This window comes from Brachybacterium sp. NBEC-018, assembly GCF_024860185.1.
GTDB lineage: Bacteria > Actinomycetota > Actinomycetes > Actinomycetales > Dermabacteraceae > Brachybacterium > Brachybacterium rhamnosum.
Map to the genome: position 1 here is coordinate 817,544 of NZ_CP100650.1, position 24,620 is coordinate 842,163.

The 24,620-nt window shown below is 74.0% G+C and carries 26 protein-coding genes; 15 read left to right on the top strand and 11 right to left on the bottom strand.

The annotated features are described in order from the left end of the window. Positions 1-16: 16 nt before the first annotated feature. The 3 genes from NLU66_RS03730 to NLU66_RS03740 all read right to left on the bottom strand — a co-directional run bounded on the left by NLU66_RS03730 (position 17) and on the right by NLU66_RS03740 (position 2,948). Positions 17-760, bottom strand: a complete 744-nt coding sequence (locus NLU66_RS03730) for a hypothetical protein (RefSeq protein WP_259361603.1) — start codon at positions 758-760, stop codon at positions 17-19. 68 nt (positions 761-828) lie between these two features. Beyond that, positions 829-1,782: a hypothetical protein gene (locus tag NLU66_RS03735; protein WP_259361604.1), complete on the bottom strand. Its 954-nt coding sequence runs from the start codon at positions 1,780-1,782 to the stop codon at positions 829-831. A 170-nt stretch (positions 1,783-1,952) separates the two neighbouring features. Beyond that, positions 1,953-2,948 carry an exodeoxyribonuclease III gene (locus tag NLU66_RS03740; RefSeq protein WP_259361605.1) on the bottom strand — a complete coding sequence of 332 codons (996 nt, stop codon included), beginning with the start codon at positions 2,946-2,948 and terminating at the stop codon, positions 1,953-1,955. A gap of 63 nt (positions 2,949-3,011) precedes the next feature. On the opposite strand from NLU66_RS03740, the gene NLU66_RS03745 reads away from it, so the two are divergent. After that, on the top strand, positions 3,012-3,746 hold the full coding sequence (locus tag NLU66_RS03745) for an SDR family NAD(P)-dependent oxidoreductase (RefSeq protein ID WP_259361606.1): 735 nt from the start codon (positions 3,012-3,014) through the stop codon (positions 3,744-3,746). 32 nt (positions 3,747-3,778) lie between these two features. Next, on the top strand, positions 3,779-4,471 hold the full coding sequence (locus NLU66_RS03750; protein WP_259361607.1) for a M24 family metallopeptidase: 693 nt from the start codon (positions 3,779-3,781) through the stop codon (positions 4,469-4,471). A gap of 39 nt (positions 4,472-4,510) precedes the next feature. Here NLU66_RS03750 and NLU66_RS03755 read toward each other — a convergent pair whose 3' ends face one another. Together NLU66_RS03755 and NLU66_RS03760 are read right to left on the bottom strand one after the other, a co-directional pair. Further along, positions 4,511-5,578 (bottom strand): LLM class flavin-dependent oxidoreductase, encoded by a 1,068-nt coding sequence (locus tag NLU66_RS03755; protein ID WP_259361608.1) that lies wholly within the window; start codon positions 5,576-5,578, stop codon positions 4,511-4,513. A gap of 76 nt (positions 5,579-5,654) precedes the next feature. Next, positions 5,655-6,395: an AraC family transcriptional regulator gene (locus NLU66_RS03760; protein ID WP_259361609.1), complete on the bottom strand. Its 741-nt coding sequence runs from the start codon at positions 6,393-6,395 to the stop codon at positions 5,655-5,657. Positions 6,396-6,448: 53 nt separating this feature from the next. On the opposite strand from NLU66_RS03760, the gene NLU66_RS03765 reads away from it, so the two are divergent. Next, complete coding sequence (locus NLU66_RS03765) at positions 6,449-7,660, top strand: MFS transporter (protein WP_259361610.1); 1,212 nt, start codon at positions 6,449-6,451, stop codon at positions 7,658-7,660. A gap of 25 nt (positions 7,661-7,685) precedes the next feature. Here the strand turns inward: NLU66_RS03765 and NLU66_RS03770 are convergent, their stop codons facing one another. Continuing rightward, positions 7,686-8,123, bottom strand: a complete 438-nt coding sequence (locus NLU66_RS03770) for a glyoxalase/bleomycin resistance/extradiol dioxygenase family protein (protein ID WP_259361611.1) — start codon at positions 8,121-8,123, stop codon at positions 7,686-7,688. Positions 8,124-8,281: 158 nt separating this feature from the next. Between NLU66_RS03770 and NLU66_RS03775 the strand changes: the two genes are divergently transcribed. Further along, the gene (locus NLU66_RS03775; RefSeq protein ID WP_259361612.1) at positions 8,282-8,881 is read left to right on the top strand and encodes a YdeI/OmpD-associated family protein; all 600 of its coding nucleotides are present in this window, start codon (positions 8,282-8,284) and stop codon (positions 8,879-8,881) included. A 71-nt stretch (positions 8,882-8,952) separates the two neighbouring features. Here NLU66_RS03775 and NLU66_RS03780 read toward each other — a convergent pair whose 3' ends face one another. The 4 genes from NLU66_RS03780 to NLU66_RS03795 form a co-directional block, all read right to left on the bottom strand. Continuing rightward, a complete protein-coding gene (locus NLU66_RS03780) occupies positions 8,953-9,399 on the bottom strand; it encodes a VOC family protein (RefSeq protein WP_259361613.1) in 447 nt (148 codons plus the stop codon). A gap of 426 nt (positions 9,400-9,825) precedes the next feature. Then, on the bottom strand, positions 9,826-10,347 hold the full coding sequence (locus tag NLU66_RS03785) for a ferritin (RefSeq protein WP_259361614.1): 522 nt from the start codon (positions 10,345-10,347) through the stop codon (positions 9,826-9,828). 130 nt (positions 10,348-10,477) lie between these two features. Beyond that, positions 10,478-10,876, bottom strand: coding sequence for a DUF1801 domain-containing protein (locus NLU66_RS03790; protein WP_259361615.1), 399 nt, complete (start codon positions 10,874-10,876; stop codon positions 10,478-10,480). Positions 10,877-10,955: 79 nt separating this feature from the next. Further along, complete coding sequence (locus NLU66_RS03795; RefSeq protein ID WP_259361616.1) at positions 10,956-12,020, bottom strand: LacI family DNA-binding transcriptional regulator; 1,065 nt, start codon at positions 12,018-12,020, stop codon at positions 10,956-10,958. 488 nt (positions 12,021-12,508) lie between these two features. Between NLU66_RS03795 and NLU66_RS03800 the strand changes: the two genes are divergently transcribed. The 11 genes from NLU66_RS03800 to NLU66_RS03850 all read left to right on the top strand — a co-directional run bounded on the left by NLU66_RS03800 (position 12,509) and on the right by NLU66_RS03850 (position 23,183). Then, positions 12,509-13,585, top strand: coding sequence for a carbohydrate ABC transporter permease (locus NLU66_RS03800; protein WP_259361617.1), 1,077 nt, complete (start codon positions 12,509-12,511; stop codon positions 13,583-13,585). Then, on the top strand, positions 13,582-14,499 hold the full coding sequence (locus NLU66_RS03805; protein WP_259361618.1) for a carbohydrate ABC transporter permease: 918 nt from the start codon (positions 13,582-13,584) through the stop codon (positions 14,497-14,499). The genes NLU66_RS03800 and NLU66_RS03805 overlap by 4 nt, the downstream gene beginning before the upstream one ends. Before the next feature lie 35 nt (positions 14,500-14,534). Continuing rightward, entirely contained in the window at positions 14,535-15,950 is a 1,416-nt protein-coding gene (locus NLU66_RS03810; RefSeq protein WP_259361619.1) for an extracellular solute-binding protein, read from the top strand. Further along, positions 15,947-16,753 carry a glycerophosphodiester phosphodiesterase gene (locus NLU66_RS03815; protein ID WP_259361620.1) on the top strand — a complete coding sequence of 269 codons (807 nt, stop codon included), beginning with the start codon at positions 15,947-15,949 and terminating at the stop codon, positions 16,751-16,753. The genes NLU66_RS03810 and NLU66_RS03815 overlap by 4 nt, the downstream gene beginning before the upstream one ends. A 143-nt stretch (positions 16,754-16,896) precedes the next feature. Beyond that, positions 16,897-17,616, top strand: coding sequence for a glycerophosphodiester phosphodiesterase (locus NLU66_RS03820; RefSeq protein ID WP_259361621.1), 720 nt, complete (start codon positions 16,897-16,899; stop codon positions 17,614-17,616). A gap of 116 nt (positions 17,617-17,732) precedes the next feature. Continuing rightward, positions 17,733-18,143, top strand: coding sequence for a hypothetical protein (locus tag NLU66_RS03825; protein ID WP_259361622.1), 411 nt, complete (start codon positions 17,733-17,735; stop codon positions 18,141-18,143). A gap of 114 nt (positions 18,144-18,257) precedes the next feature. Beyond that, positions 18,258-18,653, top strand: coding sequence for a hypothetical protein (locus NLU66_RS03830; RefSeq protein WP_259361623.1), 396 nt, complete (start codon positions 18,258-18,260; stop codon positions 18,651-18,653). Positions 18,654-18,663: 10 nt separating this feature from the next. Continuing rightward, complete coding sequence (locus tag NLU66_RS03835; protein ID WP_259361624.1) at positions 18,664-18,864, top strand: helix-turn-helix transcriptional regulator; 201 nt, start codon at positions 18,664-18,666, stop codon at positions 18,862-18,864. Between the two features lie 127 nt (positions 18,865-18,991). Continuing rightward, positions 18,992-19,915: an NADP-dependent oxidoreductase gene (locus NLU66_RS03840; RefSeq protein WP_259361625.1), complete on the top strand. Its 924-nt coding sequence runs from the start codon at positions 18,992-18,994 to the stop codon at positions 19,913-19,915. A 168-nt stretch (positions 19,916-20,083) separates the two neighbouring features. After that, positions 20,084-22,519 carry a beta-N-acetylglucosaminidase domain-containing protein gene (locus NLU66_RS03845; protein ID WP_259361626.1) on the top strand — a complete coding sequence of 812 codons (2,436 nt, stop codon included), beginning with the start codon at positions 20,084-20,086 and terminating at the stop codon, positions 22,517-22,519. A gap of 70 nt (positions 22,520-22,589) precedes the next feature. Continuing rightward, positions 22,590-23,183: a TetR/AcrR family transcriptional regulator gene (locus tag NLU66_RS03850; RefSeq protein WP_259361627.1), complete on the top strand. Its 594-nt coding sequence runs from the start codon at positions 22,590-22,592 to the stop codon at positions 23,181-23,183. Here NLU66_RS03850 and NLU66_RS03855 read toward each other — a convergent pair. Continuing rightward, positions 23,167-24,426: an MFS transporter gene (locus NLU66_RS03855; protein ID WP_259361628.1), complete on the bottom strand. Its 1,260-nt coding sequence runs from the start codon at positions 24,424-24,426 to the stop codon at positions 23,167-23,169. The two genes, NLU66_RS03850 and NLU66_RS03855, sit on opposite strands and share 17 nt — an antisense overlap. Positions 24,427-24,620: the final 194 nt, after the last annotated feature.

The window sequence follows — 24,620 nt, forward strand, 5'->3', positions numbered from 1 at the left end:
GCACCGGCGGGAGTATTCAGCCGCGGGCGCCGGCCAGCACCTGGTCCGCGCGGAAGAGCAGCTGGGCGAGCTCGCCGCGGGTGACGGCGGTGGCGTCCGCCTTCAGACCGGTGAGGGCGGAGGGCAGCAGCCCGGAGTCCTGCAGCCAGGCGAGCGCCGAGGTGGTGGGGTCCGCGTCCGCGGCGGCGAGGTCGGTGACGGACTGGCTGTGGCCGCGGGCGGTGAGGCTGGGCCGGAGCAGGGCGGTGAGGGTCTGGGAGGCGCTCTCGCGGCTCGCCGGCTCGTCCGGGTGCACGCACAGCGACAGGTCGCCCCACAGGGCCGCGTGCCCGAACAGCCACAGCTGCGCGTCGCGCCGCTCCGGATCGGTGTCGAGGTCCGCGAGCATGGCCGGCACGGCGTCCGACGGCACCGCCGGAGCGCCCGCGAAGCGGTGCAGGGCGAGGGCCAGGTCGCCGCGGGTGACGGCGGTCCCCGGCGCGTAGCTGCCGTCCTCGAGGGCCGGCTGGACCCCGTTGGCGTCCGCCCAGCGGTAGGCCTCGAGCGCGTCGTCGTCGGCTCCGACGTCGGTGAACGTCCCGTCGGCCGTGCTCGCGGAGGCGTCCCCGCGCTGCAGCAGGAGCGCGCCGGCCGTGACCGGGAGGGCGATGGCGGCGATCGCCGCGGAGCCGAGCAGCACCGTGCGCCGCCGGTGCGTGCGCGCGGTCGGCGCCGCAGGAGCCGGCTCGGGGACCGGCGCCGGGACCGTCGGACTCGGCATCGCCGCAGGTCGCGCCGGGGTGGGCGCCCCGGGACGGCCCGCGCGCACATGCGGGGCCGCCGGTCGCCTCACAGCCATCCCAGCTCCCGCATGCGACGGATGAGCGTCCAGCCCACGGCGAGGTTGCCCCAGCCGTTGAGGTGGATCAGGTCGTGCGCGATGAGCACCGGCGGCACCACCCCCTGCGCGAGTGCGTCGTGCGTGGTCGCCTGCTCGAGCACCTGCAGCGGGGCGAGCGGCGCGCAGCTCAGCCCGCTCTCCGAGGTGAGCAGGGCCTGCACGTCCACGAAATGATCCCCGTAGCGGGAGGCCTGCTCCGCGTTGACCGCCGCGAGCGCCTCCGCCGTGGCCGAGCCGCGGGGATCGTGCTCGGTCGCCCACTGGCCCAGCACCAGGGTGTCCTGCTCCGGGTCCGGCGCGGCGTCCCACATGCGCTGGGTGTCCTCGAGCACGCGGGCCGTGTCGAGGATGTTGTTCTTGCCCATCCACAGCACCTGGCGGGCGCCCGCGGTCCGCTCGGCGAGGGCGGAGACGAGCCGGCCGGCGGTCACGGTGGCGGAGGCGTCGCTCGGGGTGAAGATCCAGGTCCCGGAGCTGCCGTCGATCTGCCCGGGCACGTCGCCGAGGCTCGCGGGGAAGCGGATCCGGCCGTGCGGCGGGAGGTCCGGGTCGAGGGTCACGGTCACGGCGCCGGTGGCGGCGTCCGGTGAGCCCTGCGGAGTGGCCTGCGGCGTGTCGAGACCGCGCATGAGCACGGCGTGCTGGGACCAGGTCGCGCCCACGCCGTGCGCGTGGACGGTGCCGGGGGCGACCGTGAGCGCGAGATGCTCGTGGATGCGGATGGGCAGCGGGGTGGACTCGTCGCCCCGCTCGGAGCTCATCGAGGAGGAGCCCCACAGGGCGAGGTCGCGGGTGCCGCTCGCGGCGAGCAGGGCGCGGGCCGCGGCGCTGCCGATCGCGGCGGTGGAGAAGGGGAGGGGCGCCGGGGCCGCCGGTGCGGCGACGAGGTGCGGCGCGGGCATCGAGGACCTCCGGGACCTGACGGGGTGGGCATCCCCACCGGTGCCCGATCATCGCCTACTCTACGGTCCCCGCGACGCCCTCCGGAAGGTTCCGCGGCCGACGTGACGCAGTCGCCTCCCTCGCCCCTGACCAGGGGCGGGGCGCGGCCGTCGACCATATGGTCGCGTGGTCACGACGGGGTGGCGGACCCTCTCGTGAGCGGCGCCGCGGACGCGCGGCCGCGCCCGTCGGCCGCGACCCCGGTCCCTCGGTCCAGGGCGTAGTCGACGACCACGGGGGAGTGGTCGGAGAGCCGCACACCGAGGTGGTCGCGGTCCACCTCCGCGCGCACCGCGGCACGGGCCAGGCGCGGCGTCGCGAGGTGGTAGTCGATCCGCCAGCCGGCGTCGTTCGCGAAGGACTGCCCGAGCCACGACCACCACGAGTACGGGCCCGCCGTGTCCGGGTGCAGGCGACGCACCACGTCCACGAGCGTGCGGGAGGACAGCTGCGCGCCCAGCCACTCCCGCTCCTCCGGCAGGAAGCCGTCGGTCTGCTGGTTGCGGCGCCACGCGGCGAGGTCCCGCTCGGTGTGCGCGATGTTGAGGTCGCCCATGAGCAGGAACTCCCGGCCCTGCGCGGCCGCCGCCCGCCGGGTGCGGGTGAGGTAGCGGGAGAACGCCGCCATGAAACCCATCTTGCGCGTGTACTTCGCGCCGCCGTCGGGCGCCTCCCGCATCCGCTCCGGGCGCTGCAGGTGCGCGGGGAGCCCTCCCTTGGGCAGGTACAGGCAGGCGATCGTCACGGGAGCGTCCGCGAGATCCACCTCGAGGTAACGGCCCTGGTGGGCGAAGGGCCCGAGGCCCCGCGCGAGGGCCACGTGGTCCGGCGCCGGCACCTCCTGCAGCGGGGCCGACGGGCCGCCCACGAGCGCGGTCCCGGACCAGGTGCGCACCGCCGCCGGCGGCTCCCGCGTGAGCACCGCGACCCCGTTGCGGCCGGGCAGCGAGCCCGTCTCGAGCGCCACGTGGAAGTCGCCGAACGCGCCCTCGGGCAGGACCGCCGCCTGCGCGCGCACCTCCTGCAGGGCGACGACGTCGCAGCCGCGGCCGGCGAGCCAGTCGCCGAACCCGCGGCGGTGCGCGGCACGGATCCCGTTGACGTTGGCGGTCGCGATGCGGAGCATCCCCCGAGGCTACGGGGTGGCCCCGCGCCCGCCACCAGGGCCCGGCGCTCCTACGATGGGTGCGTGCACCAGCGGACAGTCCTCATCACCGGCGGGACCCGGGGGATCGGCCGTGCCTGCGCGATCGCCCTCGCCGCGACGGGCCACCACCTCGTGCTCGGGTACGGCCGCGACGACGCCTCCGCCGCGCAGGTCGCGGAGGAGATCCGGGGCATGGGCGGGCAGTGCCGCTCCGTCCGCGCGGATCTGCGCACCGACGACGGCATCGAGCACCTGTTCACGGAGGCGATCGCGTTCCGGGGCGGCATCGACGCGGTCGTGAGCAACGCCGGCGCCACGCTGCACATCGGCGACCTCGCCTCCACCCCGGTCGCGGTGATCCGCGAGGTCGTGGACCTCAACCTCACCTCCGCGATCCTCGTGGCGCGCCGCGCCGCCCAGGTCCTGCCCGCGGGCGGGGTGCTCGTGACCCTCTCCTCAGGCGCCGCGACCACCGGCTCCCCGGGCGAGTACGTGCACTACGCCGCCGCGAAGGCCGGGGTCGACGCGCTCACGAAGGGGCTCGCCGTCGAGCTCGCCCCGCAGGGCGTGCGGGTCGTGGGCGTCGCGCCGGGCACCATCGACACCGACGTCCATGCTGACGCCGGCGACCCGGGCCGCCCCGCCCGCGTCGCCGCACGCCACCCGATGGGCCGGGTCGGGACGCCGGAGGAGGTCGCCGCCGTCGTCGCCTTCGCGCTCTCCGACGCGGCGAGCTACGTCTCCGGGACCACGCTGCGGGTCGCCGGAGGGGTCTGAGCGGGGTCGACGAAGACTTGTAGCCTGCCGACATGACGGACGAGGCCGAGGTGCAGCAGATCGCCCAGCAGGCCATGAAGCTCACCCGCGCGTCGCTGCGCCCCGGTCAGACCCTCGCCGACGTCCGCGCCTCCTGCGAGGCCCGACTCCTCGACCTGGGGGCGGATGCGTTCTGGTACTGGGGGATCGGCGCCTTCGTGTTCGCCGGAACGGGCACGATCGCCTCCGTCTCCGGGCGCGACTACCGGACCCCCGACCACGTCCTGCGCGAGGACGAGCTCGTGACCCTGGATCTCAGCCCGCAGCGCGGAGGTGTCTGGGGCGACTTCGCGCGCACGCTGGTCATCGAGGACGGCGTCCCGCTCGAGGACCCGGCGGCGACCTCGAACGAGGAGTGGCGCTCGGGCATCCTGGCCGAGCGTCAGCTGCATGCGGAGCTCCGGGAGGTCGCCGTGCCCGACATGACGTTCGAGGAGCTCGCGCGTCGGATGAACGAGCGCGTCGTCGCCCTCGGTTACGAGAACCTCGACTTCCTGGGGAACCTCGGCCATTCCATCGCCAGGGCGAGCGGGGATCGCGTGTACATCGAGCCGGGCAACCGGGCGCGCCTGGACAGCGTCGGGAGCTTCACCTTCGAACCGCACATCCGCCGGCCCGGCGGGAGCTACGGGTACAAGCACGAGGACATCTACCGTTTCGTGGACGGTCGGCTCTCGCCTCTGTAGACCCTGCAGGGCCGTCTGGTCCCGGGGCGGCCCTGCGCGTCAGCCGACGGGGTCCCCCTGGACGGGGCCCTCGGTGTTGGGCTTCCAGCCGAGCGCCGGGGCGACGTGCCGGGCGAAGCTCTCGAGGATGTGGAGGTTCAGCTCGACGCCGGCCTGGCTGGGGATGGTCAGCATGAGGGTGTCCGCCGCCTGCACCGCGGCGTCGGCCTTCAGCTCCTCGATCAGCTGGTCGGGCTCGCCCGCGTAGGTGCGGCCGAAGGTCGAACGGGTGCCGTCGATGATGCCGATCTGGTCCGCGCCGTCCCCGGGGCGGGCGCCGAAGAGCATCCTGTCCTGCGCAGTCACGATCGGGAAGACGCTGCGGGAGACGGAGACGCGCGGGGCGTGCGTGTGCCCGGCCTCCCGGAAGGCGGTGCGGAAGGCGTTGATCTGCTCCGCCTGGAGGTCGCCGAACGCGGCGCCCGTCGCCTCGGTGAGCAGGGTCGAGCTCATCATGTTCAGGCCCTGCGCGCCGGTCCACTCGGCGGTCGCGCGGGAGCCGGCGCCCCACCAGATGTGGCGGATGAGCTCGGCGGACTGCGGCTCGATCGCGAGCGGGGCGTGCGGGGCGGCGTCGGACATGTACGGCTGGGCGGCGGCGCGGGTCATCGGCTCGCCCTGGATCGCGCGGAGGAAGCGGTCGAACTTCTCGCGGGCGAGGTCCGCGCCGCGGGGATCGGTGGAGCCGGTGTAGCCGAAGGACTCCCAGCCGCGGTCGGCGGCCTCGGGGGCGCCGCGGGAGATGCCGAGCGCCACGCGGCCGTCGGCGATGAGGTCGAGGGCGGCCGCCTCCTCGGCGAGGTGGAGCGGGTTCTCGTAGCGCATGTCGATGACGCCGGTGCCGACCTCGATGCGCTGCGTGCGCGCGGCGACCGCGGAGAGCAGCGGCATCGGGGCGGCGGACTGCCGGGCGTAGTGGTGCACGCGGAAGGAGGCGTTGTTGACGCCGATCTCCTCCGCGCCCACGGCGATGTCGATCGCGTCGTGGAGCATCTGGCGGGCGCTGAGGCCGCCCAGGGCGGGGCTGCCGCCGTAGTGGCCGAAGCTGAGGAATCCGAAAGCGCGCATGGCCGCACCGACCTCCTGGAATCGTTGAATATTGGATCAGTGTAGGGCGTGGCGGCCGGCGCGTCGAGTGCGCCGCTCAGCGGTACAGGGAGCCGGGCGTGCGCCCGAACGCCGCACGGAACGCGCTGACGAAGGCGCTCGGCGAGGAGAACCCGCAGTCCGCCGCGGCCTGCGTCACCGAGCACCCCGACGCGAGCAGCAGCACCGCCCGGTGCAGGCGGAGCTGGGTGCGCCATGCCGTGTACCCCATCCCCACCTCCTCGCGGAACAGCCGGGAGAGCGTGCGCTCGCTCGCGCCGACGGCCCTGCCGAGCTCGCGCAGACCCGGCGAGCGGGAGAGGTCCGAATCCAGCAGCTGCCGGGCGGCGCGCAGGCGAGGGTCCGTCACCGAGGGGACGACCGTCGGCGGATCGTCCGACGGGCGCACCCGGTCGACCAGCACGCGGAGGAGCCGGCGGGCCTGCGGGGTCTCGGCCTCGCCCTGCTCGGCACAGGCGATGATCAGCTCGCGCAGCAGTGCGTCGACCGCGACCAGCGCGGGGACGCTCCCGGCCGGCGCCATCAGCACGGAGGGGATCCCGACCATGCGCACCGTCGTCGCCCCGTGGGCCTGCCAGCGGTGGACGGTCCCGGCCGGCACCCAGACCGCACGGACGGCGGGCGTGAACCAGGTGCCCTCCTCGACCACGACCTCGAGCATTCCGCTGCTCGCGTAGATCAGCTGGTGGTCGTCGTGGCGATGCGGGGTGGCCTCGTCCCCGGGGAGGAGGGGGCGGGTCTCGGTGGGGGCGACGGCGACGTGGCGGATTCCTGACATCACCTGACAGAGTATGTGCAGTGCGCCGCACCGGGAACGGTGAGGCTCGACCCATGCCCCCCACCTCCTCCCCGACAGCACGCCGCGGTGCGCTCCTGCTCGCGTCCTCCCACGTGGCCGTCGACTTCTCCCAGGGCGCGATCGCCGCGCTCGTCCCGCTGCTCGTCCTCGAGCGCGGGTACACCTACGCGGCGTCCGCCGGCATCGTGCTCGCCTTCTCGCTCGTCTCCTCGATCGTGCAGCCGGTCTTCGGTGCGCTCGGGGACCGCGGTGCGGTGCGCGGCCTCCTCCCGGTCAGCGTGCTGGCCGCCGGCGCAGGGATCGCCGCCGTGGGCGTCGTCGAGGCGTTCTGGGCGACGGCGCTCGTCGCCGCCGCAGCGGGGGTCGGCGTCGCGGCCTTCCATCCCGCCGGGGCGAGCCGTGCCCGGGAGATCGGCGGTGGGGATCACCTGACGATGTCGTGGTTCTCGCTGGGCGGGAACATCGGCTTCGCCCTCGCGCCGCTCGCCGTCGCCGCGACGGTCGGCGTGCTCGGGCTCGGCGCGAGCCCGCTGCTCCTGATCCCCGCGGTCGCCGGCGCCGCGGCGGTCCTGATGATCCCCCGGGTCCCCGCGGCGAGCGGCGGGGCGGGCGGCGCCCCCTCCGAGACGGGGCACGACGACTGGGCCACGTTCCTGCGGCTCTCGGCGGCGATCGTCTGCCGATCGATCGTCTACGTCGGCGTGGGCTCCTTCCTCGTGCTGTTCATGCACCGCTGCCGCGGGATGGGCGACGGGGCCGCGTCGGCCTCGCTGTTCGTCTTCTACCTGGGCGGGGCGCTCGGCACCGCGATCGGAGGGCACCTCGCGCAGCGTTGGCCGCGGATCAGCATCCTGCGCTGGTCCTACCTGCTCTCGGTGCCGGCGCTCGCGGGCATGCTCCTCGTCCCCGGGCCGCTGGTCTGGCCGTTCATCGCCCTGACCTCGCTCGTGCTCTATGTGCCGTTCTCCCTGCACGTCACCCTCGGGCAGGATGCCCTGCCGCGACGGATGGGGACCGCGAGCGGCGTGACGCTGGGGCTCGCCGTCTCCGTGGGAGGGGTGGCGGCCCCGGTGATCGGCGCGCTCGCGGACGCCGTCGGCCTGGCCGGTGCGCTGCTCCCGCTGCTCGTGCTCCCGGTGATCGCGTTCCTCGTCCTCCTCGGGCTCGAGGACCCGCCGGCCGCGACGACCCCACCGGCGACGAGCCGCACGGCCGGCGAGGAGCGGGCGACGGCAGGGCGGTGAGCGGCCGCCCCGCCGCGCCCCGAGATCACGCCTGCGGCGCGGCGGCCTCGACGTTCAGCTGGAACAGCACCCCGTTGCGGTCCTTGACCTGACCGTAGTGCGCACCCCACGGCGCCTGCTCGATCGGCATGACGACCTCGCCCCCCGCCTCGGCGATGCGCTCCGCGAGGGCCGACGCCTCCTCCGCCGTGTCCGGCGAGATGAGGAAGGAGTAGGTCTCCGACGGGAGCGTGGGAGGGGTCTCGGACATGATCGCGTCACCGCCCGCGACGTCGAGCAGGCCGCCCGTGAGCGTGCCGTGGGCGAGCGCGCCCTTCGGCGGGGTGAAGCCGAAGGCCGCCTCGGGATCGGGGAAGTCGTCGTAGCTCATGACGTCCAGCTCGCCGCCGAAGAGCTCCTGCCACTGGGCGAGGACCTCGGCGCCGTTGCCGGGGAAGTTGACGTAGGGGGAGTTCGTGGACATGAGGGACCTCCTGGCGTCGGGGCGGCCGGTCGCCGCCCGCTCGGGCACAGCGTGGCACTCCCCGCCGACGATCGGAACAGGGCCGCGGCGATCGGCGTCGGCCCTGCCCCGCCGGCCCCGCCCCTCCGGCCGTCGGCCCGCAGTGGGATGCTGGGCGCATGAGCACCCCGGACCCGCAGGACCAGCTCGTCCTCGCCGACGTCGCCGCCTTCCGCGCCTGGCTCGACGAGAACGAGAGCACGCATGACGGCACGTGGGTGGTGCTCGCGAAGAAGGGCACCACGGAGCCCACGTCGCTCGGCTATCAGGAGGCGCTCGAGGAGGCGCTGTGCAGCGGCTGGATCGACGGGCAGAAGCGCAGTCGCGACGCCGCGACCTTCCTGCAGCGCTTCACGCCCCGCCGGCCCCGATCGATCTGGTCCGCGCGGAACGTGGGCATCATCGCCCGCCTCGAGGAGGAGGGGCGCATGCGCGAGCGCGGCTGCGCCGAGGTCGAGCGCGCCCGGGCCGACGGCCGCTGGGACGCCGCCTACGCCGGCGCCGCGACCGCCGAGGTCCCCGCCGAGCTCACCGCCGCCCTGGACCGCGACCCCGCCGCGCGCGCCGCGTTCGAGGCCCTGCGGGGGAGCGCCCGCTACAGCGTGCTGCACCCCGTGCTCTCGGCCCGCACCGCTGCCGCCCGGGAGCGGGCGGCCGCGCGGGTCCTCGAGCGCCTGCGCGCCGAGTCGGCCGGGGCCGACGGAGCCGGCGAGGGCTGAGCGGGAGGTCAGTCCTGCGACGCCGTCCGGTCCGCGACCGCGCCGGCCCTGGCGGCTGTCCGATTGCGCGCTCAGCCCTGCTGCTGGTCCCCGCCCACGACGAGCGCCCACAGCACGCCGTAGCGGTCGGTGACCTGGCCGTAGTTGTCACCCCACGGTGCGAGCTCGAAGGGCATGGCGATCTTGCCGCCGGCCGTCGTGATCTTCTCGATCAGCGCCTTCGCGTCCTCGACGGTGTCCGGCCCGATGAGGAAGGAGTAGACGTCCGACGGCAGCGGCGGCAGCTCCTCGCCGGGAGGGGCGATCCCGTCACCGCCCGCGAGGGTCACGAGGCCGCCGTGCAGCTGCGCGTGCGCGACCGCGCCGGGCGGCGGGGTGAACGGGAACCCGGAGAGATCGGGGAAGTCGTCGTACTGCATGAGCTCGAGCTCCCCGCCGAACAGCTCGCGGTAGTGCTCGAAGGCCTCGCCGGCATTGCCGGGGAACGTGATGTAGGGGCTGAACTGCGGTGCTGCCATGATCGGTCTCCCTCGACTCGACGGACGGCGGGCCTGCCGCCCGCGCACAGTCTGGCACGACGCAGCGGGGCCGACGAGGGCGCCGGTGCGATGCGGTGCCGCCCGGCGGCCCGGCGGCCCGGCGGCCGGGCTGCCGGAGCATCGTGCCGAAAAGGGCACTCATCATGTACATGATGAGTGCCCTTTTCGGCACAGGGACCGTGCCTCGCGAGGCTCGCGGCGGGTGACTCCGGCGTCCGTCCGGGCGCTGAACCCTGCGGTTCCCTTCCGTCGTCGGACCCGCCGACCCTGCCGACCCCGCCGACCCCGTCGGCCCCGTCGGTCCCGACGGACCCGCCGGATCGCCAGGGATGACAGAGCGGCGGGCCCGTCAGATCGACGGGCCCGCCGGGTGGCCCGGCGCATGAGGACGCCGGGCCGGTCGGATCACTCGGCGTCGGCCTCGGTGGAGCCGGTGGGACGCTGGCCCAGCTCGGAGTCGAGACGGAGCAGACCGGAGCCGTCCTCGCCGATGAGCTTCACGCGGCCGACGATCTCGGAGACGGTCGCCTCCTCCTCGATCTGCTCGTCGACGAACCAGTTCAGGAGGGGACGGGAGTCGTAGTCGCCCTCCTTGTCCGCCGCGCGGTACAGGTCGCGGATCGCCTCGGAGACCTTCTCCTCGTGGGCGAGGGCCGCCTCGAAGATCTCGAGCACGGAGAGGCCGGTCTTCACGCCGGGCGCCTCGATCGTGCCGATCGCCGCGTGGTTGCCGCGGTCCGAGACGTGCTGGATGAACTTGTTGGCGTGGACGATCTCCTCGTCCGCCTGGTGGCGCAGCCACGCGGCGATGCCGGTGAGGTCCTGCTCGTCCGCCTCGATGGCGAGCTGGCGGTACGTGATCGACGCCGCGAACTCGAGGGTGATCTGGTCCTGGAACTTCTTCTCAAGGGAATCGCTGAGCTTCATGCTCCTGAGACTAGCGGCGCCCGCGGGGACTGTCAGCCCCCGCGAAACAACGCCTCATCTGGGGCGACGGGGACCGGACGGTCGATCGGGCCCGGGCGCGGCCCGGCGTCCTCGTCCCCGTGGCAGGTGCTCAGCCCTCACCGTGGCGCCAGGCGAGGGCGACGAGCGCTTCGAGGACCTCCTCGTCGACGTCCGCGAGGCCGTTGACGTACACGCAGCCCGCGCCGAGGCGATGCTTTCCCAGCCGAGCGAGAAGCTCCTCCGCGCCGGGCACCTCCTGCAGGCCGTACAGCGAGATCGACGCCTTGCGGGGGCTGAAGCCCACCCGCGGCCAGGTGTCCCCGCCGGGCGTGGGGGAGGGGTCCTCGCCGTAGCCGACGATGCTCGGCCCCCACATCACGGCCTCCGCCCCGGTCGCCTCGCCGAAGAGCACGAGCAGCCGGGCGCCCTCCTCGCGGCGGCGCGCCGTGGGCAGCCCCGCGCAGTACGCGGCGGGGTCGACGTCGGTGGGCTGGGTCTTCGCGGCCATGGCGACAGCGTAGGGGCGGGAGCCCGGCCCGGAGGTCGATCCCGGGTGGGCGATCCGAGGCTCCCGATCGTCGGGCGGGTCAGCGCAGGTGCTCGGGCACCGGCCCCAGGCTCGTCCCCTCGATGACGTCGCCGACCACGAGCGCATGCCGCGCCGCGCGCTCGGACTCCGAGGACTCCGTGAGAGCGGCGGGCGGGCCCTCGGGATCCTCCTGCGCACGGATCAGCAGCTCCTCCATCCGCTCGACGGCGCGACGGGCGACCTCCCGGACCGGGAGCCGCACGGTCGCCAGGCCGATGAGGTCGAGCCCGTCGGCCACGCCGTCGAAGCCCACCACGGAGACGTCCTCGGGGACGCGGGTGCCGCGCGCGCGGGCAGCCCGCAGCAGGTCCAGGGCCACGTAGTCCACGGGGCACACGATCGCGGAGAGCCGATCGGCGGCGGCCGCGTCCAGTGCCCGCGTGACGCCGGCCTCGACGGGCAGCAGATCCACCGCCTCGACGTGGACGCCCAGCTCACGGCAGCGGTCGACGAGGCTGCGCATGCGCAGGTCGAACACGCGGGAGTAGAGCAGCGGGGCGGTGAGCGCGGCGATCCGGCGGTGCCCGGCCGCCGCGAGGAGCTCCGCGACGAGGCGCCCGTGGGTGCGCTCGTCATAGCTCACCGACTCGATCAGCGGATGCGTGTTGGGGCGGCCCACGATCATCATCGGCACCGCGGTGAGGGTCTCGACGAGGTCCTCCGCGGCGGTGACGCCGGTGCCCACGAACACCCCGGCGACGCGCTGCCCGAGCAGGCGGCGCAGGCCGTCGACCTCCGCAGTGCCGTAGTCGTGGCGGAACGCCGTGACGGAGATGAGGGTGCGCCCGGCGGCCTCGACGGCCTGGTTCACCTCGGAGTGGAGATGGCCGTAGGCGGGGTTCGTGGCGTCGCGGATGAGCAGCCCCAGCTGCCGGCCGTGGCGCTGGGCGAGGCCGCTCGCGACGAGGTTGTGGACGTAGCCGAGGCGCTTCGCGGCCTCGTGCACCTTGATCAGCGCATCGGGGGAGACGCGCTCGCCCTGGTTCTGGAACACGCGGGAGACGGTGGAGCGGGAGACCCCGGCGGCGCGGGCGACGTCCAGCATCGTCGGCGGACGGTTCATGGTGGCCTTCCGGTCGGCAGGGACAGGGTCCCGGCAGGGGCGAGGAACTGCTCTGTCCTCGCCGGAGCCCTGGTCGTCGGTGCAGGGTAGCGCAGGATCCGGCTCCCTTCGGGGGAGGTGGGTGACGCCCCGGTGAAGCCTCGGTGCGGCGGTCCCGCGCGCTCCCGGGCGGGGGAAGAACAGTCGTCGAGCGCGGGGTGAACAGTGGGTGGCGCGCGGGTGGAGCGAGCCTCCGGGGCGGCCCTCGGGGAGCGTTCCTGAACGGTGTGGGAGCGCTCCCACCAGCAGGGACAGGCCCCGTTCACCCGAGGTTCACCCGGGGGCGTCCGTGCTGGCAGGAGCACTGGGAGCGCTCCTACGGTGTCCGAGCGGCCACCACGGGAGCACCACCACCAGAACCTCCGGAGCGGGTCGCCACCGGTCGCCGCAGCGCGACCCCGAACCCGGCGGGACACCACCCCCGCGATCACCCTCCACCAGGGAGACCCATGACCATGGATGTCGGTGCCCGCCCCGCGGGCGAGACCACGACGCCGCCCCGCGGGACCGCCGCGCCCGCCGTCGATCCCGTCGCCCCCGGCGACGCCCGCATCGCGCCCGAGCCGCTCCCGCAGGGCGCCACGGACGCCGAGCGGCTCGCCGCCCTCCGCGAGCGCGCCGCGACCCGCCGCCGCTCCCCGCAGCGCCGCCGCCGCACCCGCCGCGCCGCGATCCTCTTCCTCGCGCTCATCGCCCCCAACCTGCTGGCGATCCTCGTCTTCTCCTACTACCCGGCGCTCTACAACATCGGCCTCAGCTTCTTCGACTGGGACTTCGTGGAGCCGGTGCCGGAGTTCGTGGGCACCGAGAACTACACGAGCCTCTTCACGGACCCCGAGTTCGGGCAGGTCCTCCTGAACACCCTCGTGTTCAGCGCGGTCAGCGTGATCGGCTCGATCGCCGGCGGCCTGCTGCTGGGCAGCCTGCTCGCCACCAAGGTCCCCTTCACGGGCTTCGCGCAGACCATGGCCTTCGCGCCGCACATGCTCCCCGGCGCCGCCGTCGGCATCCTCTGGCTGTTCATGTTCGACCCGAACTACGGCCTGTCCCGCTGGCTGTTCTCCCTATTCGGGCTCACCTCGCCGGACTGGACGACCACCTCGGACTGGTCGCTGTGGGCGATCACGATCGCCTACACGTGGCAGCGCCTCGGCTTCGTGACCGTCATCTGCTACACCGCGATCCTCGACCTGCCCGGCGACGTCTACGAGGCCGCCGCCCTGGACGGCGCCTCCGGCTGGTCCCTGTTCCGGCACATGACGCTGCCGCTGCTGCGGCCCATCACGTTCTTCCTCTCCATCACGGGGATCATCTCCGCCGCGCAGACCTTCGACATCATCTCGATCATGACCGGCGGCGGCCCCGGCACCTCCTCCTCGACGCTGAGCTGGATGGTCTACGAGGAGGCCTTCAAGAACTTCGACATCGGCCGGGCGAGCGCCGCCGCGACCGTGCTGCTCGTGATCCTCCTGGTCATCACCTGGGTCCAGGTCCGCTACAGCCAGAAGCAGGGGGCCGACGCATGAGCGCCACCGTCCCGGGCCGCGCCGCGACCCTCACCGCCGAGAGCACGCCGCAGCCGTCGGCCACCGGCCGCAGCCGCCGACCCCGCGGCCCGCGCCGCGCCCTGTGGAAGACGATCCTGCTGACCGCGGGCGTGCTCGCCACGATCGCCGTGTTCCTCGTGCCGCTGTACTGGCTGTTCTCCTCCGCGTTCAAGCCGCGCCAGGACATCTACTCGTGGCCGTTGCGCTGGTTCCCCAGTGAGCTCACCCTCGACAACGTCGTGGAGGCGTGGACCTCCGCGCCGTTCGACCGGTTCTTCATGAACTCGATCATCACCACGGGCGTGGGCACCGTGCTCGAGGTGACCCTCGCGATCCTGTGCGCCTACGCCTTCGTTTTCGTCGAGTTCCGCTTCAAGAACATCCTGTTCGGCCTGATCATCGCCTCGCTCATGCTGCCCGGCCACGTGACGCTCATCGTCAACTACATCACCGTCGCGAACCTCGGCTGGCTGAACACCTACCAGGGCATGATCCTGCCCGGCATCGCGAGCGCCTTCGCCATGTTCCTGCTGTACCAGTCGATGCGCGGGATCGACCGCGACATCCTGCAGGCCGCGGAGATCGACGGCGCCGGCCACCTGCGCCGCATGGTCACGATCGTCATCCCGCTCTCCGCGCCGATGATCCTCACCTGCACGCTGATCGTGATGGTCGGCAAGTGGAACGAGTACGTGTGGCCGCTCATCGTCACGAGCACCACCGACATGCGCACCCTGCCCATCGGCCTGCTGTTCCTGCGCAGCCAGGAGGGCTACTCGAACTGGGGCGCCATCATGGCCGGCGCCCTCTTCGTCTCCCTGCCGATGCTCATCCTCTTCTTCCTGGCCCAGAAGCGCATCATCGGCGGGCTCACCGCCGGCGCGCTCAAGTGACACCCCACCACCCCACCCCCTCGCAAGGAGCCACCATGTCCCGCTCGCCCCACGGCCTCTCCCTCCCCGGCCTGTCCCGCCGCAGCATGCTCACCGCCCTCGGGCTCGGCGCCGGCGCCGCCGGTCTCGCCGCCTGCGGCGCCCCCGGCGGGTCCGACGCGGCCGACGCCAGCAACCCCGTGCGCGACGGCTTCGCCCAGGCGGACCTCAAGGTCCCCGCCGAGTACGACGGCCGCACCGCGGTGCTCTTCTGGGCGCCCTGGACCGGGGGCCCCTTCGACGCGCTCGCGAAGCTCATCAAGGAGTTCAACGACTCTCAGGAGGACGTGGTCGTCGTCGCCGAGTCGGTGGGCGGGTACGCGGAGCTCAACCAGAAGTTCACCGCGGCGCTCCAGGCCCGCGCCGTGCCGGACATCGTCTGCTTCCCCGAGATGCAGTGGCTCCAGTTCCACTCCTCCGGCGCGCTCGCCCCGCTCGACGACTACTTCGACGACGAGTGGAACCTCGACGTCTACCTGCAGAACTACGTCGCCGAGGGCAAGGCCGCCGGCCAGACCTACGTGGTGCCCTTCGCCCGCTCCACGCCGCTGTTCTACTTCAACAAGACCCGCTACATCGAGGCGGGTCTCCCCGAGGAGGGCCCCTCGACCTGGCAGGACCTCGCCGAGTTCGCCCCCGAGCTCGCGAAGATCAAGGTCGACGGCCGCCCCCTCGCCGCGCTCGCCTTCACGGCCGACGACGCCTGGCACGGCCAGGCGGACATCTGGGGCTTCGGCGGCGCGAACTCGGACAAGGACTTCCAGGTCACGATCGACCAGGACCCGGGCCTCGAGTGGCTCGAGTGGCAGCGGAAGTTCATCCACGAGGACAAGTTCGGCTACCTCGCGCAGGCCGCGGGCACCGACTTCACCTCCGGGATCTCCGCCGGCATGCGCGGCTCCACGGCCAGCCTGACCGGCACCACCGCCGCCACCGAGGGCGTCTTCGAGGTGGGCACGGCCTTCATGCTCTCGAGCGAGGGCCAGGAGAAGGCGGTCCCGACGGGCGGCTCCGGCCTCTCCGTGGTGCGCGCGGACTCCAAGGACCGTCAGGACGCGGCCGCCGCGTTCTTCCGCTTCCTCGCGGGGCCCGAGCAGTCCGCCGCGTGGCACGCGGCGACCGGCTACGTGCCGATCGTGCAGGCCGCGGCGGAGACCTCCACCGTGAAGGACCTCGTCAAGGAGAACCCGAACTACGGGGTCGCCCTCGCCCAGCTCGAGAACGCCCGCACCGCGGACTACACGAACTGGAACCAGGGTGCGGTCACGCAGATCTCCGCCGCGCAGGCGAAGGTCTACGGCGACAACACCCCGGCGAAGGACGCCCTCGGCGCCGTCGTCCCGAAGCTGCAGGAGATCCTCGACGACAACCGCGAGGACTACGAGGCCGTGAAGTTCGAGGGCTGGAAGTGAGCGCCCCGGCGCCCGTGCGCCGCGGGACCCCGCGCTCGGCGATGCCCGCGCGGCCCGCCGTCGTCGGCCACCGCGGGGCGGCGGAGCTGGACCCGGAGAACACGGTCCGCTCCTTCCGGCGCGGTGTCGCGGAGGGCTCGGCGCTGCTCGAGTGCGACGTGCACCTGAGCGCCGACGGCCGCGACGTGATCATCCACGACGCGACCCTGGACCGCACCGCGCAGGCGGACTCCCCGCTGCGCACCGGCGCGGTCGCCGAGCTCACGCGCGCCCAGCTCGACCGGGTGCTCGTGGGGGAGGGGGAGCACGTCCCCGATCTCGCCTCGGTGCTGGACGCCGCGCGGCGCGAGGACGGCACCCCGGTGCCGCTGCTCGTCGAGGTCAAGGCCCCGGCAGCGGCCTCGCTCGTCGCGCGGATCCTCCGGGAGCGCTTCGGTGCGGAGGCCTTCGCCGACGCCGCGACCGCCCCCGCCTGGATCATCTCCTTCCACGCCGAGGCGCTCGCGACCGCGCGCGCCGAGGCCCCGGAGATCCCGCGCCTGCTCACCACGACCGTGACCTCCCCGGAGTTCCTCGCGGCCGCGGAGGAGCTCGAGGTCGCCCAGATCGGGGTGCGCATCGCGGAGGCCCGCGCGGCGGACGTCGCCTGGTGCCTCGAGCAAGGCGTGCAGCTGAACCTGTGGACGGCCCGCGTGGACGTCGAGCTCGAGCGGGCGCTCGAGCTGGGCTGCGACACGATCACGGTGGACGACCCCACCTGGGCGCTCGAGCGGATCGATGCCCTGACCGGCCCCGCCGCCTGACCCGTCCTTCCCTCCGGGGCCGACGGTCGCCCATCATGGTGGGCGACCGTCGGCCCCTCCCCGAACCCCGACTCCTCCCCTCCCTGCCCCGACCCGCCGTCCCACCCTGCCCCGACCCGCCGTCCCGCCCCGACAGGAGCACCATGACCGCCCCCGCCACCGCCCCGCTCGTCGTCGGCCATCGCGGCGCCGCCGCCCACGCCCCGGAGAACACGCTCGCCGCGTTCCGCCGTGCGCTCGAGGACGGCGCGCAGACCCTCGAGTGCGACGTGCACCTGAGCCGCGACGGGCACGTGGTCGTCATGCACGACGAGAGCATCGACCGCACCGCCGCCGCGGACTCCCCGCTGCGCACCGGCGCGATCGCCGACCTCACCCGCGAGCAGCTCGACACGGTCCTGCTCGAGGGCGGGGAGAAGGTGCCGAGCCTCGAGGAGCTGCTCGCCCTCACCACCGTGCCCGTGTTCATCGAGGTGAAGGCCGCCCCGGCCGCCGCCGCGGTCGCCGAGCAGCTCCTGGCCCTGACCGCGGGGTCCCCGGCCGCGGCCTCGACCGTCATCAGCTTCCACCCCGAGGCGCTCGCCGAGATCCGCCGCAGCGTGCCCCAGGTGCCCGTCTCCTACCTCGTCGGCGCGATCGACGAGGAGGCGCTGCGGGTCGCCGCGGAGATCGGCGCGGCCGGGATCGGCCCGGCCGTCGACGGCCTCTCCCTGGGTGCCGCGCGCGCCGCCCGGGAGGCGGGGCTCCGTGTGAACCCGTGGACGATCAACGCCGCCGAGCAGCTCGCGGTGGCGCTCGCCTGCGAGGTCGACACCATCACGACCGACGACCCCGCCTGGGTGCGCGCCGCGCTCGAGGGCTGAGCTGCCCGCCCCGCCGCACGGCGGGAGCCGGGTCAGCCGAGGCCGGCGGCCTCGGGCTCCGCGATGGGGAGAGCTTCCATGGGGAGCGCACGGCGCCACGACCTAGACTCGCCGCCGTGACGACTCCATCGCCTGCCCTCGCCAGCCTCGTCGACGCGCTCCAGGTGGGGAGGGAGCACCGGATCCACCCGGGCGCGTGGGCGAGCGTCGCGGAGCGGTTCCTGGACCCGCAGGAGACCGTCCTGCTCGCGCTCGAGGGCAACGGGTTCACCTGGTGGGACCCGATGCTGGTCGTCACCGATCGTCGGCTGCTGCACCTGCGCAAGGGGACGGTCCTGCCGTGGCGGAGGATCCGGGAGGTCCCGGCGCACGACGTGGCGGGAGCGGAGTTCCGACGCCGCTTCTGGTGGGGCCCAGTGATCGTGAGGACGCGCGGAGGGTCGAGGGTGTGGATCCGCTCCGGTGACGACGCCGCGGCCCAGCGCTTCGTCGACGGCCTGAACCGTCTGATCGCCGGGGGCCGCTGACCGGCGGTCAAGGGACATTGACTTCTTCTGTCAAGAACCCTTGACTTCGATGTCAAGGAGGCCATACCTTCATGGTGTCAAGGAAACATGACACCACCGAAGGACGTGACCGCCATGACCGCCACCACCCCCACCGCTCGACGCCAGGCCAACCGCACCTTCGCCCTCCGCTTCGTCGCGGGGGTCGTCGTGTACCTCGCCGCGCTGATCCTGCCGGGCCTGCTGGCCGGCGCAGGGGTGCCGCTGTGGCTGCCCGCGCTGCTCGTGCTCCCCGCCGTGGCACTCATGGCCTGGGCGAACCTCGACATGTACCGCTCCGGGGACGAGTACCAGCGCAGCCGGGTCGCCGAGGCGGTCATGCTCGCCTTCCTCCTCGCCACCCCGCTGATCCTCGCCGTCGGCGTCCTGCAGTTCATGGGCCTGCCGGCCCTGAACTGGATCTTCGCCTTCTCCCTGCTCATGCTCGGCTGGATCGTCGGCACCGTCGTCGTCGCGATCCGTCACCACTGAGGGGCCCGCCGTGGACAACGACATCAAGGCCCGCCGCACCGACCGCCGCTGGTCCCAGGCCGAGCTCGCCGAGGCCCTCGGGGTCTCCCGGCAGACGGTCATCGCCATCGAGAAGGGCCGCTACGACCCCTCCCTCCCGCTCGCCTTCAGGATCGCCGAGGTCTTCGGGGCTCCCATCGAGCAGATCTTCACCCCCGGCTCCGGGGACTGACCGTCACCCGGTCAGGACCGTCGCCGCGACACCCCGCCCGGGCGTCGCGGCCGTCGGCCGTCCGTCTCGCCCCTCACAGTCGCGTCACCCGGGAATCCGTCCCGCGGTCGACGCGTTGGGACGGGGCATGAAGGCGATCACCTACAGCAGCTACGGCGACCCGAGCGTCCTGACCCTCACCGAGCTCCCGGACCCGAAGGTGGGCCCCGGGGAGGTGCGCATCGCGGTGCGCGCCGCGAGCGTGAACCCCGTGGACTGGAAGATCATGGCGGGCTACCTCGACTCCCTCATGACCGTCACCTTCCCGGTGGTCCCGGGCTGGGACGTGGCCGGCGTGGTCGAGGCGGTGGGCCCCGACACCCCCGAGTTCCAGGTGGGTGACGAGGTCATGGCCTACGGCCGCCGCGACTGGGTCCAGGCCGGATCCTTCGCCGAGAAGATGACCCTCCCCGCCCGCACCCTCGCCCGCAAGCCCGCCGGCATCGGCTTCGAGCAGGCCGCCTCGATCCCGCTCGCCGGCCTCACCGCGTACCAGACCCTCACCCGCCTGGGCGTCACGAAGGGCAGCACGGTGCTGGTCCACGGGGCGAACGGCGGCGTGGGCTCCTTCGCCGTGCAGATCGCCGCGGGCCTCGGCGCGCGCGTGATCGGCACCGCCTCCGAGCGCAACCATGATCGCGTGCGCGAGCTCGGCGCCGAGCCCGTCGCCTACGGGGAGGGCCTGCCCGAGCGGGTGCGCGCCCTCGCCCCGGAGGGTGTGGACGTGGTCGTCGACTACGTGGGCGACGTGCTCGAGCAGACCCTCGCCGTGCTCGCCGAGGGCGGCCGCCACGGCTCCATCGCCGATCCCGCCGTGCTCGCCCAGGGCGGCGAGTACTTCTGGGTGCGGCCCGACGCCGCGGACCTCGACCACCTCGCGGGCCTCGTGGACGCCGGCACCCTGCGCGTAGACGTGGACCGGAGCTTCCCGCTCGAGCAGGCGGCGGACGCCTTCCGCGCGAGCATGGAAGGCCATACGAGCGGCAAGATCGCGCTGACGATCGGCGGCTGATCCTTGACCGCTTGAGCTTCTCCCCGCGAAAGCGGTGTCGGGGCGGAGGGGCGCTGCTAGCGTGAACAGCGACCTGTGAGGCGGGTCACCGGCCGGGACGGTCGATGGCCCGCCACCACCTCCCCTCCCAGCCGGCGCTCGTCGCCCGCGGATCGGAACGTGCTCGCTGTGAATCGTTCGACATCCCCGACCGGCCCCTCCTCCGGCACCCACGCCTCCGCCCCCTCCTCCCTCCGCCCCGGCCGCCGCACCGCGATCGGCCTGGGCCTCGCCCTCCCCGGGCTCGCCACCCTCCCCGGACTCGTCGACCCTGCGGTCGCCGCGCCCCCGTCCCCAGACGTCCCCGCGATCCGCCCCACCCCGCAGTCCGTCACGACCGGCAGCGGGAGCCTGCGCCTCGCCGGCCGCGTCAGCGTGATCGTGGGCGAGGGCACCGACGCCGTCGCCCGCCAGGCGCTCGTGGACCTCCTCGAGTCCGCCGACTGCAAGCCCCGCCTCGTCACCGCGACCGGCGCGGAGGACGACGTCCACGGCGCCCGCATCCACCTCGGCACCCCCGAGGACAACCCCGCCCTCGCCGCGGCGCTCGACGCCCTCGGCGCCGAGGGCCCCGCCGACCTCGCCGCCGACGGCTACGTGCTCGCCGCCGGCAAGGACGGCGGCCCCCACCTCGCCCTCGCCGGGCGCGACGCCCGCGGCACCTTCTACGCCGTCCAGACGCTCCGGCAGCTCCTCGCGGGCGGCGCCTCCCTGCCCGCCCTCACCGTGCGCGACGCCCCGCTCATGGAGATCCGCGGCGCGATCGAGGGCTTCTACGGCATCCCGTGGTCCCACGAGGCCCGCAAGGACCTCTTCGCCTTCTCCGGCGAGCACAAGCTCAACACCTACATCTACACGCCCAAGGACGACCTCCTGCTCCGCGCGCAGTGGCGCGACCTCTACGAGGGCGAGGAGCTCGACCGTCTCCGCGAGCTCGTCGAGACCGCGAACGCCCACCACGTGACCTTCACCTTCGCGCTCTCCCCGGGCAACGACATCACCTACGGCTCCGAGGACGACCTCCAGGCCACGATCACGAAGTTCGAGCAGCTCCGCCAGCTCGGCGTCGACAGCTTCTACATCGCCCTGGACGACATCCCCACCGAGCTCGGCGAGGAGGACGCCGCGCAGTTCGGCTCCCTCGCCGCCGCCCAGGCCCACTACCTCAACCGCGTCCAGGACGAGTACGTGCGCGCCCACGACCTCGCCCCGCTGCAGACCGTCCCCACCGAGTACTGGGGCTCCGGGCCCAGCGACTACAAGACCACCTTCGGTGAGGACACCGACCCCGACGTGCGCATCCAGTGGACCGGCGAGGGCGTCTTCTCGCCCTCGGTCACCGAGGAGTCCGTGGTCGCGGCCGTCGAGTCCTACCGCACCGACCACCTCTACATCTGGGACAACTTCCCGGTGAACGACGGCAGGCGCGACCGCCTCTTCCTCAACCCCCTTGAGGGTCGTGACCCGAGCCTGCACGAGCACCTCGCCGGCTTCACCGCGAACCCGATGATCCAGCCGTACGCCTCGCTCATCTCGCTGGGCAACTACGCGGACTACTGCTGGAACCCGCCGAGCTACGACGCCGCGCAGTCCTGGGACGCCGTCGTCGACGAGCTCGCCGGACCGGACGAGGCCACCCGCGCCGCCCTGCGCGACCTCACCGACCTCCACCAGAACTGGCCCTACCGCGACGGCTCGCCCCAGGCCCCGGCCCTCGGCGCCGACGTGGACGCCTACTGGGCGGCCTCCGCCGCGGGAGGCGCCCCCGGCACCGCCCTCGGGGACCGCCTGACCCGCATCGCCGGCCTCGAGGACGCGCTCGCGGGCATGGCCTGCGCCGGCTTCCTCGAGGACGTCCGGCCGTGGGTCGTCGCGGGCGCGCAGTGGGCGCAGGGCCTGCTCGAGCAGCACGCCATGCTCGCCGCGCTCGCCGCCGGCGACCACGAGGAGGCCTCCGCCGCGGCCGCCCGCGCCGTCGAGCAGTTCGACCTCGCGGGCCGCGCGACCGTCCCCGACCAGCGCGAGGACGGCGTCCACAAGGAGGACCAGATCGTGCCGAGCGTGGGTGACGGCCGCGTCGAGGTGTTCGTCAGCGCCGCCTGGGAGATCCTCCGCGCGGAGCTGCCCGACGACCCCTCGCTCCCCTTCCGCGGACTCCCCGCGACGGCGAGCACCACCATGGGCACGTACCGCGACTACGCTCCCGCCCGCATGGTCGATGGCGACCTCGGGACCTTCTACTGGTCCTCGCGCGCTCCGAAGGCGGGCGACGAGATCCGCGCGGACCTCGGCGCAGTCCATCCGCTCCGCTTCGCCCGCGTGCAGATGGCGAAGTCCGACGGCACGCCCGGCGACCAGATCCACTCCGGCGTGCTCGAGCTCTCCGAGGACGGCGACAGCTGGACCGAGGTGGGGAGGACCGACGGCACGCCCGTGCTCGAGGTGCGCCTCGAGGAGGCCCGTCCCGCGAGGTACGCCCGGGTGCGGGTCACCGCGCCGAACCCCGGCGGGCAGTGGGTGCAGGTGCGGGAGCTGGGCCTCGGCGAGACGGCGCCGGCCGCCTGAGGGACGCGGGCCGGGCCGGGTCGGGCGGCGGTCGCGCCGGTCCCCGGCGCGGCCCGCTACCGTCGGGGGCATGACCGCATCGCCCGCCCCCGTCGGACCCGGCTCCGCCTCCGGTGCGGCGCGACCGCGCCGCCACGACCCGGAGCGCCGCGATCGCATCATCGACGCATGCCTGGACACGATCGCCGAGCACGGGGTCGCCGGGACCTCGCACCGCCGGGTCGCCGCCGCGGCCGACGTCCCCCTGGGCTCCATGACCTACCACTTCACCGGCATGGACGAGCTGCTGCGCGAGGCGTTCACCCGCTTCGCCGACCAGGCCGCGGAGCGTGTCGAGCGGCGCACCGCGCAGGCGACCACCCTCGAGGAGGCGCTCGCCGGCTTCGAGGCGAACATCGACGAGGACGTCTTCGACACCGAGCGCAACCTCGTGATCACCCTCGAGCTGTACACGCTCGCCGCGCGCCGCCCCGAGTTCCGGGAGATCACGAGCCGGTGGATGTCCCGCACCCGCGCATGCCTCGCGCCGCACGTGGACCCCGAGACCGCCTCGCTGCTGGACGCGATGAACGAGGGGCTCACGATCCACCGCGCCCTGCACCTCGAGGAGCCGCTCCCGCACCTCGCCCGGGAGGGCGTCGCCCGCCTCAGCCGGCGGCGCTGAGCTCCCGCTCGCGCTCCGGGTGGGCGGTGCGGCGCGGAGGCAGCACGCCCGCGAGGAGCACGACGAGCAGGCCCGCGAGCGGCACGACGAGCAGGCCCGTGCGCAGCCCCGCGGAGTCCGCGACGAGGCCCACGAGCGGCGGGGAGGCGAGGAAGCCGAGCCGCATGAGCCACGAGACGACCGTGAGGCCCGTGCCGGGGCGCAGGCCCGGGAGGTCGTCCGCCTGCTGCATCGCGGCGGGCACGAGGCTCGCGCTGCCCAGCCCCGCGAGGGCGAAGCCCGCGATCGTGCCGGGCACGGTGGGCACCGCGAGGGCCGTGCCCATGCCGAGGGCGATGATCGCGCCGCCGCCCCGGGCGACGGCCCGCTGGCCCAGGCGGTCCACGAGGCCGTCCGCGAGGAGCCGTCCCACGAACTGGGCGCCCACGAGGGCGATGTAGCCGATCGCGGCGATCGAGGAGGCCGCCCCGAGGTCCCGCGAGAGGTAGAGCGTGGCCCAGGAGTTGCCGGAGTCCTCGACGAGGGTGCCGCCGATCGCGATGAGCACGAGCGCGGCGAGCATGAGGGGGAGCCGGCCGCGGGTGCGGCCGCCCGTGGAGGCGTCCGGTCCGACGGCGGCGTCGCCCGCGGCGGGGTCGGGGAGGTGGTCCTCCTCGTCGTGGCCGGGCAGCGCGAAGCGCAGCGCCACGAGGGCGACGATCGCGAAGAGGATCCCGGAGCCCAGCAGGTGCCAGCGCAGGGGGATGCCCAGGGCGATCGCGGCGGCGGCCATGCTCCCGCCGATCACCGCGCCCACGGACCACACGGCGTGGAACGAGTTGATGATCGTGCGGCCGTAGCGCTTCTGGACGCGCAGGCCGTGGGCGTTCTGGGCGACGTCGGTGATCGCGTCGCAGCCGCCCGCGACGAGGAGGGCGAGGCCCAGCAGGGCGGCGCTCGGCGCCCATGCGGCGAGCAGCAGCCCGAGCGCGGTGAGCGCGGTGCCGAGCACGGCGAGCCGCGCGGAGCCGAGGCGGCGGATCAGCCCGGCGGCGGCGAGCCCGGCGAGGATCGCGCCCGCGGGGAAGGCGGCGAGGGCGAGGCCGTAGGTCGAGTTCGCGAGACCCAGGGCGGCCTTGATCTCGGGGTAGCGGGGGAGGAGGTTCGCGAGCAGGGCGCCGTTGGTGAGGAAGAGCGCGGCGACGGCGACGCGGGCGCGGCGCAGCGGCGCGGCGGGGGAGGAGGCGCTGGAGGAGACGGACATGCGTACGATCGTACACAAGCGGGATGGGGGTGCGCACGGGGGGGTCGGAGGTCCGTCGGCCACATGGCCGTGTCCCGTCCACGGGTGTCTCAGAAGCGTCCGAGGAGCGGACATGGGGTGGCTCGACGGCCGTCGCTCCGTAGCGTGGTCGCGGTGGCGGGCACCGCCGCGCGGTCCCGCGCGCGCCTGCGACC